Origin of the sequence: Paenibacillus allorhizoplanae (assembly GCF_927798215.1) — a bacterium.
GTDB classification, from domain to species: Bacteria; Bacillota; Bacilli; order Paenibacillales; family NBRC-103111; genus Paenibacillus_E; species Paenibacillus_E allorhizoplanae.
On sequence record NZ_CAKMMW010000003.1, the window covers coordinates 25558 to 39768 of the forward strand.

The following is a 14211-nucleotide window of genomic DNA, read 5'->3' on the forward strand; positions in this document are numbered from 1 at the left end:
GAGCCCCGTTAGTTTTCACGAGAGCTTCACCCGATTCAAGCGGACGATTAATTGGTCAAAATATCATTGATTTGCTTATCCATACTTTTCAAGCCGTCTTCCGGGGATTGTTTACCGAATAGGATGTTCTGTAAGGACTCTGAAACCGTCGTAATAATCGTTGTGTATTTATCTGTTTTCGGTGCGAATTTTACTGTTTTCTGAGCTTCGATAAATAAATTACGGTATGGCAGCTTTTTGTACTCATCGCTTGTTGTTACTGCGCTGTTAGCAGGTACGTGTCCGGCTTGCCCCCACGTTTTGCCACCTACCTCTGAGAAGTACTTCATGAATTTCGCGGATGCTTCTTGCTTCTCTGTTGTTACATAAGAAGGTACGACGAGTAAATGGGAGCTTCCCCAGTGCGTTTGGCTACCGAAAATCGCAGGCAGCGGCATCGCACCAATGTTCAAAGCTTTATCGTTAAGCAAGAGTCCTGCTTCCCACACGCCTCCGAACCATAAGGCTGCTTTCCCGCTGTGGAAGGAATCCCAAGGCGTTTTATCATTGAGATCGCTGTATTTGTTTTTGTACAAATCCATGTAAAACTTAAGGACATTCAATGCTTTCTCATTGTTAATCGCGGATTTCGTCATATCCCCATTCAAGATATCGCCGCCTGCTTCATAGTACAAATTCAGGAATGGTTCTTGAAAATATGGTGTATTCACGGCTAACGCTTGCACGCCAGGTACTTTCGCTTGAATTTGCGCTAATGTTTTCTTAAAGGCATCCGGCGTCAAATCTCCCAGCTTTGGCGTGCCATCATCGTTCAGCAACTCAGCTTTCTTAAGCAGATCCTTGTTGTAATAGAACATATGGAAATGTGTATCTAACGGTACGGCGTAAGGCTTTCCGTCATAGGATACGCTTTTGATATTGGAATCAGAGACTTGTTTCAGATCAAAACCAACCTTGCTGGCAAGACCATCAAGAGGTAGAATTTGCTTGGCTTTGACGAAGGGAGATATCCGATCCACGTGAGCGACCGCAACATCAGGCCCTTTGGAGGATGAAAGCGCCGTGCTTAGCTTCGCATAGTACTCATTGGATTCTAAGCGCAGCTGTTTCACGATGACTTCCTTTTGGGAATCGTTATAGCCTTTGACAATCTGATCTACGAAATCGCCCTCGCCACCGCCGAACATATTCCAAAAGGTGATCTCTACCGGATTTGCTGCTTTGGTTGTCTCTACGGCTTTCGTTGTCTCCGCAGCTGTTGTCGTTGTGGTTTTGGTATCGCTTTCTTTTGTACTCGAGCAGCCTGTCGCTACCATAGCAAGCGCAATACTTGCGGTAAGTAAACTGGTTAATTTCTTTTTCATTGTGATGAACAACCCTCTCTCATTCGGTTTATGTTAGTTGCGGAAAGCCCTTTCATTCAGATGTAAGGGCTTTCCTTGGTTCTAACTTTACAGGGAATCGCTCTGCGTCTAAACCGATAAAACCGTCAACTTTAGGGAACAAACGTAAGAAATCATCCGGATGTGTTACCGGTACAAGGTGACGATATTACGATTGGAGGGGTGAATCGTACGTTTTAATATATTAATCCGATAAGTTTAGCTATAATATAACAGACTGCATAAAGACTACTTTGACTGTCATAACATCTTTTGTTCAAATAAGGAAAAAAAGTGCCTAGTCGGAAGCGTAAGACGCCATTCCAATAAACACGTTATCCCAGCACTTTCTATTCAATAAAGAAACTCAAGGAGGAATACTCATGTCGACCAAGCCCAAAATACTCGTTACCCACAAATTACCGGAAACCGTTCAAGATTATTTAAATCTCCATGGTGATTGTACGTTCTGGAATCAGGAAGGCAGTATGCCTCGGAGTGTCATTTTGGATAAAGTCTCGGATGCCGAGGGAATCTTGGGGGGAACAATTGACGAGGAACTGTTAAGCTGCGCACCACGGTTACGTGTAGCGAGTACCTCTTCAGTCGGGTACAATCATTTTGATCTTGATGCAATGAGATCCCATGGTGTAATTGGTACTCATACTCCATATGTACTTGATAGCACCGTAGCTGATCTCGTTCTCGCCTTAATGTTAAGTGCAGGGCGAAGAATCGCAGAACTAGACGCATATGTGAAACAGGGGAAATGGCAAAAGGGTACGAGCGGTACCGAATTATTCGGTGTGGATGTTCATCATTCGACACTCGGAATCATTGGTATGGGACGGATTGGCGAAGCGATTGCTAAGCGGGCTGTATTTGGCTTCGATATGAACCTGCTCTATCACAGTCGCCGTCCTAAAAAAGAAGTAGACGAGCGCTTCCATGCCCGCTTCTGCGAACTGGATGAGTTACTATGTGAATCCGACTACATCGTTGTGATGACTCCTTTAACTCCAGAGACGAAACATTTGATCGGCGAGGAGCAGTTTAACTTGATGAAATCATCAGCCATCTTCATCAATGCCTCCCGAGGAGCAACTGTAGACGAGCAAGCGCTGATCAAGGCGCTTCAGCAAGGAAAAATTCGCGGAGCCGGTCTGGATGTCTTCGATATCGAGCCAACCCCTGTGGATAATCCGTTGTTATCCATGCCGAATGTGGTCACTTTACCTCATATCGGTTCGGCGACTGCAAGAACTCGTAATGACATGGCTGAGCTTGCAGCTAGGAATCTTGTAGAAGCGCTGAATGGCGGTCAGGCCTATATAGTGCAGGAACTAAAGGATTTGGTTCCGAACTAACGAATAGTATCCCTTCCCTTCGAGACTATCACACTAAACGGCTACGTCTTCCTTCTGGGACGGGAGCGTTTAGTGATACTTGAAACATATTATAAGAAGGACCTGAGGCTCTGCCTCAGGTCCTTGGTATACACTCAATCTGATGTGTATAGGGAGGGTTGGGTTGTCCATGTTTCTACGTAAACAGGCGTGCAAATTCCCAAACCTAGAGAGTATCGCGAAAAGAGGTTGGTTGATTTTCCTAACGGACATGACAGCCTCTATGATCTGAAAATGAGGCAGTTTTGATTTTTAATGGACACCAGAGACGTTATTGACTGATTTGCATGCCAACATGTGGGGTAAGGAACTGAATAACGGCCGTAGCGTCCGTTAGCATTTAGACGCCCTGCTTTTCTCATCTAATAACGGCTCACCTGTCCGTAAAGCAGTAAAAATCAAAGCTATCCTTGCATCACAATTAGTTCCTCTTCTGTTCTTATCCCAAAAGCAAAGGTTAACATAGGTGAAATCTTCAAAAGATTATTTACGAGCTGGCTAGTTAACAGAAATATTGTCAAAACTCACACTATTCCCGAATCCACCACGGACCCCGATCGTCCCACTTACAAATGTTGTATCGGTAAAGTTAATTTTTGGAGTGGCCATATCGCCTACGTACACCTTCATATTCCCTTCATTGACTACAACCTTCATGTGATACCACGTGTTCGTGCTGATCGTTGTACTGACAAGACCAAGCTGCGTCCAGTTATTGTTAAAACGACCTAGCCACACTTGCCCCGCAGAATCAATGCCTGCAGCATACCCTTTCAAACTGTCCGTCCCCGTTGCTGGATTCGTCACATTAAAAATAAGACTGCCCTGCCCCGCATTGTTAAGCTTGATATCTCCTTCAAGGGTATAATTTCGCTTGGATGGATAAGGGGTAAGTATGGATTTATCCCCGCTTGCTGAAGTTAGATTGTAAGTACCTCCACTAATTGTCCAAGTTCCGCCATAACGAGCCCAACCTGTATCATTGGAGGCAAAATCATTCGAATACGTGTTCGTCAACGTGCCAAACTTCACCTGCACATTATGTCCACCACCCGTTCGGTTAACCGAATCGATGAAAGCAATTTCGTTTGAAGCCGTTTGATACATCGCGGACCAGAACGAGTTGCCAAAAGCGGTGGTATCATTCGTATACCAGGAATTCCCGTAATCATTGGAGATGGAAAGGACATTGGCATTCGACGTCAGTAGAATTCTGCCATCCGTGAGCGAAAGCAGATAAGGTCCACCTTGTTGACTTGGTACTTGCGTACCAATACCACTTGCCCATGTTTTGCCATCACTGCTTTTCTTCGTGAACACATTGCAGCTTTGCGTACCGCACACCTCGAAAGTTACGAGATACTGGCCGTTGTTCATTTTTTGCCAAACTGGCATACCTGGCCGTGCTGCTGCATTGCTCGGGTCCCAAGCCACATAAATCTCACTTCCCCAGCTTGCGCCTCCATTCGTCGAAAGCTTCTCCGAAATAATTTGACTATACGATGGACTCTCCGTCACATGCTTTTCGTTCGCATACATGACAGCTAGCGTGCCATCGCTCAATATTTGCATATGCGGCTCATACACGCCCTTATCAGGGTTACCTAATGTACCTGGAGCACCTGTTTTCTCATCGATCGTGCTTAGATAGCTCCAATTTGAACCGCCGTTCGTGCTTTTGTACACTTTTAACTGATAAGACTCTTGCCAACGCACCGATCGCATCGCTAGCAAAATATCGCCATTCGCTAGTTGCGCGAATTGACCATTATCGAGATCACGTCCATCTTCCCAAAGTGTCGCTGCTAAAGACCACGTACGGCAATTATCTGTGCTGAGGAATACTTGTAATCGCGTACCGCCCCAGGATACTTTCGTATAGCCGTTATTATCATAAATGGCTGCAACCGCGAGCCAGTTACCATTGGCCAGCTTAATCATACGCGGATATTCCGAGCCAAACGTACCTGGACTAATGCCACGTGCGTCCGTTCCCGCATCTGTAAACGTATTGATATTCGTTATTGTGACTGAGGATCCCCATGTAATCGGCCCATTCGCAGCGAATGCTGGGAGTATGCCGAATATCATTATGATGCAGGCCAGACTGAGTATCCATACTAAACTCTTTTTGAACATATCAAATTCCCTCCAATAGTATATAAAATAGCGACCTTTTGATTACCAGGCGGTCTTTGCAAAGTGTCCCTCCTCCTGACCATGTGATCCTCAATAAAATGTAAGGGCTTACTTTTTGAAGTATACCGATTCTTCACGGTCATCAACACCTACAATCTGACGGACTAAGGTGACAAATGTTACGATTTTTCACCTCGTGGAGTACAAAGTTACGATTGTGGAAATTCAACAAATAGCGCACTGACGTTCCGCTTCGCCAAATTAAGCAGAACAACAGTGCGCTATTAATGTCACTTTAGGTAGAGCAGTTCGCTATCCCTCTCGTAATACCGCAGCCAACCGCTCAAACGTCAACTTCAGCCTGTCCTTCGGAATTTGCGCGAATGCATCGCCTATACTTATTTCGAAGGAACAAATTCCTTCGCTTGATTCACGCAGATAGTGAATCAACCCTACACTTGTCTCAGCGTACAACTCGAGTAGAATTGGCTCAAGCTTCTCTTTCGGCATCGCGATATGAACGTGGAACATATTCGTTACGGGTACCCGCGGCAAGGTAGTCACATGCTGACAGCTATTAAACAGCACAGCAAGCTCCACCGCTTCTTCGAAGTATTGCCCCATCTTCGGCTCACGCTGCTTGAAATAGTAGCTCGCGCTAAGGTAATACGGATACAGGCTGATCAAATCGCCGCCATACCGCCTTTTCCACACCTTCGATTTCGCCGTAAACGCCTCATCACCAGCCAGAATCGCACCTGCAATGCCGCCGATTCCTTTGTAGAAGGAGATGTACACACTATCGAAAAGTGTACACAATTCTGCCGCAGTTTTCTGATAATACGGCAGCACCTCATACAATCTGGCCCCGTCCAGATGCAGCATGATCCCCTTGGCACGGCAATGAGCCGAAATCGCAACGAGCTCCTCGAAAAGCGGCAGATCACCACCAATTTCACGCTGTGGCAGCTCAATCAAGAGACATGCGATGTCATCTTTGAGTTCAATAATCTCATCTAATCGAATCAAGCGATCCTTCTCGCCAAGCAAAATCGATTCAATCTGGTGCAGCTCCTTCAAGCCATCCTCTTCATGGATTTCCAAATGACTTAACGGATGATACGCAACCTTGCGGCTTCCCTTCTCATCACACCAAATTCGTAAGGCAATCTGCTGCGCCATCGTCCCGCTAGGGAAGAACACAGCCTTCTCTTTGCCAAGATAAGCGGCCATTTCCGCCTGAAAGCTCTCTATACTTTCGCCAGTTCCATAAATATCACTCTCAAGTTTGCCATCCAGTCCATCTAAGGCCTCTTTTAAAATTTGAATATTTCTGCGGCCGTGGCCACCTACTGGATAGGAGGTTTGGCGAAAGGCTGCTGCTAATGAAGATAATGTACTCATGTGGATCGTGCTCCTTTGTTTTTGCCATCTGCTTAGAGATCTTTGATGTCGTTTGGATTATAATGATAGTAACGAAGATATCCCCTTCTGAAAAGGAGCATCCCCATGAATGAAATCCTGATTGGTTCTAAGGAACAGTTTACTGCAAACCCGTCCGAAGTGAAAGTGAATGGCAAGCGATTTTTCCTTACGGAAGCGGATGGTGTCTACACGCTGCTTTCCAGTCGATGCCCTCACGCCGGTTATGCGGTCGAACTTGAAAATGGCGAATTAGAGTGTCCACTGCATGGCTGGACCTTTGAAGTGCACACTGGCCGTTGCCACAATGTCCCAAATGCAAAGCTTCAACCCTTTGACGTCATCGAAAAAGAAGGTCTTCTATTCGCACTGATGGACCTGTCTTAACTGTATATTTTACCAATGGACAAGCTATACTATGGGCTGTTGTTATCCATTTCTCATAAACAGCTTAGGAGGCGGCATGTCCACAAAAGCAAATCCAACGAAGAACAGCACAATGGCGTGGTGGCAGCTATCCCTGCTCGGCGTTGCTTGCACGCTCGGAACTGGCTACTTTCTAGGCGTCGGTATCGGCCTAACGATGGGCGGCGCCTCTATGCTCTTCTTGTTCATTTTAGCTGCAGCAGGCACTTATTTCGTTCTTGACGCTTTGCTACAAATGACAGGAGAGCATCCCCAACAAGGCTCATTCCGCTCCTATGCCAAATTAGCTTATGGACACTGGGCTGGATTTAGCAGCGGCTGGATTTACTGGGGCTCCCAGCTGATGATTATGGGGAGTCAATTAGCGGCGCTTTCCCTGTTTACGCAGTTCTGGTTTCCCACGGTACCGATGTGGTTGTTTGCCTTCTTCTATGCCAGTCTCGGCGTAGGTGTCATCTTGCTCGGTGCCCAAGCCTTCGAGCGTTCGGAGCATATTTTCGCACTCATCAAAGTTTCAGCGCTGCTGATATTTCTCCTCCTTGCCGGTGCTGCGGTACTCGGATGGATCAGAGGAGGTCTCCATCCGCTTTCATTCCCTATTTCAAAAGACACCTTTCTGCCCTCAGGGCTCAAGGGCTCTTGGTCATCCTTCATCTATTCGTTCTACGCCTTCGGCGGCACGGAAATGATGGGGCTTTTCGCCATGCGTCTAAAGAAATCGAGCGAAGCTCAACAAGCAGGCTCCATCATGATCCTCCTTTTAGCTATCCTCTACATCGTCTCGCTCTTCTTAGTCTTAACCCTCTTACCCTTGCACGCGCTTCATGAGCAAAAAAGCCCCTTCCAAGTCAGCTTGGAAAGCTACCCATTGCCTTATGTCCCGCATGTATTCAATGCGATCCTCATTATTGCTGCTTTCTCAACGATGGTGGCTTCCTTATTCGCCGTTACCTCCATACTCGTTGCCCTTGCGAAGGATCATGATGCGCCATTCATGTTCACTCGTACGACAAGTGGAAGGAGACAGATTCCATACCCTGCTCTTGCCTTAACTTCCGGTGGAATGGCTGCCGCTGTTATTCTTTCCTTGCTTTTACCCGATGAACTTTACACGGTTATGTCAACGGCAGCAGGTCTCACCTTGCTTTTCATCTGGTTATTGATTTTGCTGTCCTCCGGACGACTATTAGTCCATACGCCTGCTAAAATGTTCAAACGCTGGGTGGGCTTGCTTCTTATTCTGATTGCCATTTCTGGGGCTGCTTTTCACCCTACCACGCGTCCTGGCTTCTTCGTTAGTCTATTATTCATCGTGCTGATTGGATTCATCACCTTCGTCGTTCACTTCAACTGGACTCACAAGATAAAAAAAAGGACTTGACATTCACGCTACGTAAACCTTTACAGTTAAGTTGTCAGGAGGTGAGCAGATGGAATACACGGTACAGCACTTGGGGAAGTTGGCTGGAATCAGCACCCGTACACTTCGCTACTATGATGAGATTGAACTTCTTATGCCGGCAAGAATCAACTCATCAGGATATCGCATTTATGGGCAAAATGAGGTGGATCGACTGCAGCAGATTTTATTTTATCGGGAGCTGGGCATTCCTCTGGAGCAAATTAAAGACATCATGTCGTCCCCTACTTATGACGGAACCCGTGCACTGATGGACCATCGAGAGCAGCTTCTCGACAAGCGGAGACAATTGGATATTCTCATTGCCAACGTCGAGCAAACCATTGCTTCCAAAGAAGGGAGACTTACCATGTCGAATAAAGAGAAATTTGAAGGCTTCAAACAAAAGCTAATTGATGACAACGAGAAAAAATATGGAAAAGAGATTCGTGAGAAATACGGCGATGACAAAGTGAATAAGAGCAATCAGAAACTACAAAATATGACGCAAGAGCAGCACGACGCGGTGACTCGATTGGCGGAGGAAGTAGCCGAAACCTTGGCTGAAGCTTTCAAGCTAGGTGACCCTGGAAGTGAGCTTGCACAAAAAGCGGCTGATTTGCACAAACAATGGCTCATGTCCTATTGGAGTGAGTACAGTAAGGAAGCGCATGCTGGGCTTGCCCAAATGTATGTGGATGATGAACGATTCAAAGCCTATTATGATGTAAAACAACCAGGTACGGCAGCGTTTCTAAGAGATGCAATCCACATCTATACAGGGGTACACTAGCACGTTTTCTATGATTTCCTACAAACATCCAATTCTTTTACAAGAAACTGAATATAGTATAATTACCAGCCGCCAGCCACAACCCTCTTGTCATCTTTTTCATAATACGAAAGAAGCCTAGAACTCTCTCATCAAGAGTTTTAGGCTTCTTCATTTACCATTAAGCCGAATGAGCCATGACCTCGCCGCTTGGTTTAACCAATGACTTACTTTGCCATACACGGCTTCGCCAACGCAGATACATCAACAAGCCTCTCACCCACTCATCAACTGTAAAAGCAATCCAGACACCCAGTAAGCCCATCTCTAAATGAATCCCGAGATAGTAAGCTAATGGAACAGCAATCCCCCACATCGAGACAACTCCCATCATTACCGGGAATCTAGCATCGCCAGCAGCGCGTAAGGAATTAATGACAACCAAGTTAAACGTTCTACCGGGTTCTAAAATGATAGAAAGAAGTAGAATTGTCGATCCCATAGCAATGATATCGGGATTATCGGTAAATAGTCCGAGTAGTTCTTTACGGAAAATCGACGTAATGCCCACGATGACGAATGTCAGAACAAACGTAATCTTCAAGCTTCGTATCAATTTATGATAAGCCGCTTGGAAAGCCCCTGCACCAACCATGTGCCCAATAATAATTTCCGTCCCCATGCCAATCGCCATACCCAGGGCCATGAAATAATTGGTCACATTCATCACGTACACATGCGCACTCAGCGCGGTGGCCCCGATAATATTAATAAAGCTGAAAATCATCAGATATTGAGACTGCCATGAAACATGCTCTCCAGCAGAAGGTAATCCAATACTAAGAATTTGCTTCACAATCTTCGACTTGAAGCTCACATAATGCTTAAGAAGAATAGGAACCTGTAAGCGGCGATATAAAATGACAACAAGCACAATGAGTCCGAGAAGTCGACTTACAACTGTCGAAACAGCCGCCCCAGTAACCCCCCATTCAGGGAATCCCAGATTCCCGAAAATCAGGAGACTGTTACCCACAATGTGAATCACATTAACCCCCAACGTAACGAACATCACGTCTCGGGTCTGACCATTGGAGCGCAATACCGACGAAATCGCATACGACAGCGCTTCAATCCAAATAAATGCGGAGATGATCGTTAAGTATTTCTTGGCGATCGCAATTTGCTGAGGATCCAAATGCATCAGATGCATTAACGGCTCACCAAACACAACTAACGCGATACTCACGAGTATGCCGAAAATCAAATTAATCGTAATAGCGGTGGCAGAAATCCGACTCGCTTCTTTCACTTTACCGGCTCCCAGATGCTGAGCAACAGCAACACTGGTCCCGATACCCACAAAACCAAACATCAAAATACAGAACACGATGATCTCATTCGCTAAACCAACGGCTCCCGTTACTTCATCCGAAATTCGGCTTAACATGAAGACATCCGCAGTACCTAACATCATACGTAATACAGAGTCAATAAAAATCGGCCAAGTGACTGCGAATAGACGGAGTTTTTGCCACGATGCTGTTGAATCTATGTCTTTCATTCGTCTTCACCTCTAGTTATTGCAAATGCAATTAGCATAGAATACGAAAGCGATTGCAGTCAAATGAAAATAATTAACACGTGAAGGAGTTAGTCGATTTCTTCGACTTACTCCTTCACGCGGAGCGCTTCCTGCGCGAGTTAGTCGATTTCTTCGAGCTGGTTCAACCCTGCACCTTCTACATTACCAATACGGCCAATCAACTCGTATAAGTTTCTTTGGCAGAAACTCGGTTTTTTCTCTAGTTCATCGCGACTATACGGAAAGTAAGTGTACCCCAGTATCGCAACTGAACGTGCTCGCGCCCTCTCAAAAGAAAACCGGTCTCTCGTGATTTTCTCGGCGTGAGTGACGAAGCTATCTTCCTCGAACACGATCCGCAGCAAGGGGTGACACATGTCACCATATATTTTCGCACCTGACAAACTCAACATCTCATATTCAAGCTCCAGACCTTTGAGTGTCCCCAATACAGGTAACAGCACACCCTCCAGTAGTTTCTTCGTTCCAGTCAAATCCCTACCCAACATCTCAAGCCGCTGTCCGCTTGCACTGTGAACCTGATCCTTCCAAAAGATTGAATACTCAGCCTCAAACACTTAATCCCCTCCTAAAAAATAAAAACGCCGCTAGCTCCAAAAAAGAGAGCTAGCGGCGTGTGCTTCACGCGTAAAATCATTTATACTTTAACGATATCAAAATTGTTGTCACTTTGCAAAATAAATATCACTTGTTATTACTATTTCAATTCTACCCAAGCCCCTTGCTTGTCAGCCGATGCCATCTCAGCCACAGCAATTTCAATCGTTTCCCGTGTACTAGCCGGCGTTGCGGTTGTGACCGCTTCCCCTGCGAGAAGCGTCTCAATGAAATATTTCAGTTCCAAGTAATAGCCCATCTCTGGTGATAGCTCTGGGTTGAAACCAGGCGCATCATTCGGGTTTACTTTCAGGCCGCTTGCGCCAAAAATAATGTTCGCTTTCTCGAAATTGACACGGTACTGCATATCAAAGCCATAATCACCTTCGAGAGTCCAGTCGGCTTGTGCGTTAATAACTTTGCCATCCCCGTACAAATAATTCGTAGACACGACATCATAGCCGCTGCCTGGAACTACATTTCGTGCCAAGCAGGAAACGGATTCAGGTTTTCCGAACAGCCAATTGACCATATCAATATCATGAACATGCATATCGAGCAAAGCCCCGCCGCTCTTCTCTTTATCGATTAACCATGGTCCCCAAGTTGGGGTAGCGCCGCCGCGGTAGAAATAACCACTAGTTACGTCACCGTAAGTCCCCTTTTCTACAGCCTCTTTCAAGTATACGTAGGCAGGCCAGAAGCGCAGACACTGTCCAATCATCAATTGCTTACCATTCGCCTGAGCAGCATCAATCATCTCTGCACACTCTTGCGGATTCGAAGCCATTGGCTTCTCACACAGCACATGTAGACCTTTATTGAGACATTCTATCGTAATATCACGGTGCAGATATGTCGGGAGAGCTAGATCCACGTAATCCAATTGTTCTTTCTCAATCATCTCGGACACACTTGTATACTTCGCATAGAGGTTGAAATCGATCGCCGAATCACCTGTAGCAATATTTCCAGCAACCGTGTTGCCTTCTAGTTTCACCGGATCAATATCACATAATGCCACGACTTTAATCGCAACACCTTCTGCTTCCAAGCGTACATAATTCTCCAAATGTGTTCTTCCCATGAAGCCTAGTCCTACTAGTCCGATTCTTAGCATGATTATTTCCTCCCCAGAATAGCATCCATAGCGCCTGATGTGTTATAAACAATTTGCTCACCGTGATGCGTATAGCCAGGAATCATTTCAGCGATCACATAATCTTCATAACCGATGTTTTGAAGGGCTTTCATTACTTCCGGATAATTCACATCGCCTGCAAGCAGGTCAACGAAACCATGCAGACCGCCAGCTGCGCGGCGATAGTCTTTGAAATGTACTTTTTTGATACGATGGCTCAAAATAGAAATCCAATGCTCCGGGTACCCTGAGAAGATGACATTCCCTACATCGAAATAGGCACCTACATAAGGTGAATTAACTTTATCAATGAAATCCCGCATTTCCAGCGGTGATAGTAGAAATTTATTCCACACATTTTCAATCCCAATCGAGACCTTCAAGGACTCAGCAACCTTCGAAAGTTCTTGAATTGCTTCAAGGGAGTAGTCATAGGCTTGATCATACGGAACCACTTCAGAATCAGGAATGAAATCAACACCTACCGCACCAGGTACGACCAAAATCGTATCAACACCAAGTGCCGCGGCGTGCTCGAGCTGCTTCTTCACAATGTCTTTCGCTTTCTGACGCGTTTGCGGGGCACTGCTTGTCAAAGAATAGGACCAGAATAAGCCTGTTGCTAAGCTGCTTACCTCAATCCCTGTTTCGTCAGCATGCTGGCGATACGCACGAACTTCACTTTCCGTACTTTCCAGACTAAGCTCACCTGTTTCGTTCAAAGCTAACTCAATGCCGTCGAATCCGGCTTTTTTCGCAGTCGTAATGCAATCTTTCACGCTCATGGAGCCTGGAAATGACCAAATATTAATCCCTTTTTTCATTGATAATCGCCTCCGCTTCTTTCCTTTATTATAAAAGAGTGATGTCCCATTGGATTTATCTATTAAGCCGAATTATTTGCACTTTAGCTAAATTGATTGTGGTAAAATGGCTGTAATCGGGAAGAAAATCCCCTAGAGAGGACGGACACCATGGATTTCCCAAGGATTTATTTACAGGAATCACTTTCGATCGAAGCGCTCATTTCCTTTCACTATTTTGAATATGCCAAAGGCTTTGTATTCGACGGTGAACAGCATGACTTCTGGGAAATTCTCTACGTGGACAAGGGGGAAGTCGAGGTTCGTGCCGACGATGTCATCCATACCCTCCAGCAGGGGAATATGATTTTCCACAAGCCTGAGGAGTTCCATACCGTTCATGTCAGACATGCGCATAAGCCGCCGAATCTCATCGTCATTGCCTTCGTCTGCCATTCTGAGGCTATGTCTCAACTAGCTAATAAAGTCGTATCGTTAGGCGATCGCGAACGAAATATGCTTTCAATCATCACACAAGAGGGATTTCATGCGTTCCTCCCTCCCTTCGATTCTCCTTCCGTTCATTTGTTAGAAAGAAACGAAGAGGCGTCGTTTGCTAGTGAGCAGCTCATCAAAGCTTATTTAGAAATCCTCCTTATCACCCTCATCCGTAAACAAGAAGCTCGGGGAAACGTTCAGGAAGCTCAAAAATTGAAACAATCCTCGTTGCAAAAGGAGAAAGCTGAGGTTGGGCTCGTCGGTCAGATTATGACCTATTTGAGTGATCATCTGGCAGACTCGTTTACCCTTGATGACCTCTGCCAAACCTTTCACCTGGGCAAAAGTCGAATGAAGGAGCTTTTTCAATCCCAGAAGGGCATGGGGATCATGGAAGCCTTCAAATTACTCAAAATCGAGCAAGCCAAAACCTATATGCGCGAAGGACCTTATAACATAACAGAAATTGCTAGTTTGCTTGGCTATACAAGTATTCATTATTTTTCAAGGGATTTTAAGAAAACCGTCGGGATGTCTCCATCGGATTATGCGAAATCCGTGAAGGCTAGAGTGCAGCGGTAACCAGAATACTTACACAAGAAAACAGCCTGCCAGTAGAT

The 14211-nt window shown here is 45.6% G+C and carries 12 protein-coding genes; 5 read left to right on the plus strand and 7 right to left on the minus strand.

Annotated elements, in window-relative coordinates:
• Positions 1 to 47: 47 nt before the first annotated feature.
• The gene (locus L6I86_RS06360) at positions 48 to 1364 is read right to left on the minus strand and encodes an ABC transporter substrate-binding protein (RefSeq protein ID WP_236285739.1); all 1317 of its coding nucleotides are present in this window, start codon (positions 1362 to 1364) and stop codon (positions 48 to 50) included.
• A gap of 401 nt (positions 1365 to 1765) precedes the next feature.
• On the opposite strand from L6I86_RS06360, the gene L6I86_RS06365 reads away from it, so the two are divergent.
• Positions 1766 to 2749 (plus strand): 2-hydroxyacid dehydrogenase, encoded by a 984-nt coding sequence (locus tag L6I86_RS06365; RefSeq protein WP_236285748.1) that lies wholly within the window; start codon positions 1766 to 1768, stop codon positions 2747 to 2749.
• A 537-nt stretch (positions 2750 to 3286) separates the two neighbouring features.
• On the opposite strand, the gene L6I86_RS06370 is transcribed toward L6I86_RS06365, so the two are convergent.
• Both L6I86_RS06370 and L6I86_RS06375 read right to left on the minus strand, forming a co-directional pair.
• Positions 3287 to 4927: a 3-keto-alpha-glucoside-1,2-lyase-like domain-containing protein gene (locus tag L6I86_RS06370; protein WP_236285750.1), complete on the minus strand. Its 1641-nt coding sequence runs from the start codon at positions 4925 to 4927 to the stop codon at positions 3287 to 3289.
• Between the two features lie 312 nt (positions 4928 to 5239).
• A complete protein-coding gene (locus L6I86_RS06375; protein WP_236285759.1) occupies positions 5240 to 6331 on the minus strand; it encodes a threonine aldolase family protein in 1092 nt (363 codons plus the stop codon).
• 105 nt (positions 6332 to 6436) lie between these two features.
• Here L6I86_RS06375 and L6I86_RS06380 point away from each other — a divergent pair, with 105 nt between their 5' ends.
• From L6I86_RS06380 to L6I86_RS06390, 3 genes are all read left to right on the plus strand, one after another.
• The gene (locus L6I86_RS06380; RefSeq protein WP_236285761.1) at positions 6437 to 6736 is read left to right on the plus strand and encodes a Rieske (2Fe-2S) protein; all 300 of its coding nucleotides are present in this window, start codon (positions 6437 to 6439) and stop codon (positions 6734 to 6736) included.
• Positions 6737 to 6812: 76 nt separating this feature from the next.
• Positions 6813 to 8156, plus strand: coding sequence for an amino acid permease (locus tag L6I86_RS06385; protein ID WP_236285763.1), 1344 nt, complete (start codon positions 6813 to 6815; stop codon positions 8154 to 8156).
• A gap of 49 nt (positions 8157 to 8205) precedes the next feature.
• Positions 8206 to 8967 (plus strand): MerR family transcriptional regulator, encoded by a 762-nt coding sequence (locus tag L6I86_RS06390; RefSeq protein WP_236285765.1) that lies wholly within the window; start codon positions 8206 to 8208, stop codon positions 8965 to 8967.
• A 160-nt stretch (positions 8968 to 9127) separates the two neighbouring features.
• Here the strand turns inward: L6I86_RS06390 and L6I86_RS06395 are convergent, their stop codons facing one another.
• The 4 genes from L6I86_RS06395 to L6I86_RS06410 form a co-directional block, all read right to left on the minus strand.
• Complete coding sequence (locus L6I86_RS06395) at positions 9128 to 10510, minus strand: MATE family efflux transporter (protein ID WP_236285766.1); 1383 nt, start codon at positions 10508 to 10510, stop codon at positions 9128 to 9130.
• A 140-nt stretch (positions 10511 to 10650) separates the two neighbouring features.
• Complete coding sequence (locus L6I86_RS06400; RefSeq protein ID WP_236285768.1) at positions 10651 to 11109, minus strand: hypothetical protein; 459 nt, start codon at positions 11107 to 11109, stop codon at positions 10651 to 10653.
• A 140-nt stretch (positions 11110 to 11249) separates the two neighbouring features.
• Positions 11250 to 12269, minus strand: a complete 1020-nt coding sequence (locus L6I86_RS06405) for a Gfo/Idh/MocA family protein (protein WP_236285770.1) — start codon at positions 12267 to 12269, stop codon at positions 11250 to 11252.
• Positions 12270 to 12271: 2 nt separating this feature from the next.
• Positions 12272 to 13114: a sugar phosphate isomerase/epimerase family protein gene (locus L6I86_RS06410; RefSeq protein WP_236285771.1), complete on the minus strand. Its 843-nt coding sequence runs from the start codon at positions 13112 to 13114 to the stop codon at positions 12272 to 12274.
• A gap of 150 nt (positions 13115 to 13264) precedes the next feature.
• Between L6I86_RS06410 and L6I86_RS06415 the strand changes: the two genes are divergently transcribed.
• Positions 13265 to 14173 carry an AraC family transcriptional regulator gene (locus tag L6I86_RS06415; RefSeq protein WP_236285773.1) on the plus strand — a complete coding sequence of 303 codons (909 nt, stop codon included), beginning with the start codon at positions 13265 to 13267 and terminating at the stop codon, positions 14171 to 14173.
• Positions 14174 to 14211: the final 38 nt, after the last annotated feature.

Excerpts from the sequence above, each read along its gene's own strand:
- L6I86_RS06405 (WP_236285770.1), bottom strand. The coding sequence starts at position 12,269 with ATGCTAAGAATCGGACTAGTAGGACTAGGCTTCATGGGAAGAACACAT.
- L6I86_RS06385 (WP_236285763.1), top strand. The coding sequence starts at position 6,813 with ATGTCCACAAAAGCAAATCCAACGAAGAACAGCACAATGGCGTGGTGG.
- L6I86_RS06380 (WP_236285761.1), top strand. The coding sequence starts at position 6,437 with ATGAATGAAATCCTGATTGGTTCTAAGGAACAGTTTACTGCAAACCCG.
- L6I86_RS06415 (WP_236285773.1), top strand. The coding sequence starts at position 13,265 with ATGGATTTCCCAAGGATTTATTTACAGGAATCACTTTCGATCGAAGCG.
- L6I86_RS06395 (WP_236285766.1), bottom strand. The coding sequence starts at position 10,510 with ATGAAAGACATAGATTCAACAGCATCGTGGCAAAAACTCCGTCTATTC.
- L6I86_RS06360 (WP_236285739.1), bottom strand. The coding sequence starts at position 1,364 with ATGAAAAAGAAATTAACCAGTTTACTTACCGCAAGTATTGCGCTTGCT.
- L6I86_RS06370 (WP_236285750.1), bottom strand. The coding sequence starts at position 4,927 with ATGTTCAAAAAGAGTTTAGTATGGATACTCAGTCTGGCCTGCATCATA.
- L6I86_RS06410 (WP_236285771.1), bottom strand. The coding sequence starts at position 13,114 with ATGAAAAAAGGGATTAATATTTGGTCATTTCCAGGCTCCATGAGCGTG.
- L6I86_RS06365 (WP_236285748.1), top strand. The coding sequence starts at position 1,766 with ATGTCGACCAAGCCCAAAATACTCGTTACCCACAAATTACCGGAAACC.
- L6I86_RS06375 (WP_236285759.1), bottom strand. The coding sequence starts at position 6,331 with ATGAGTACATTATCTTCATTAGCAGCAGCCTTTCGCCAAACCTCCTAT.
- L6I86_RS06390 (WP_236285765.1), top strand. The coding sequence starts at position 8,206 with ATGGAATACACGGTACAGCACTTGGGGAAGTTGGCTGGAATCAGCACC.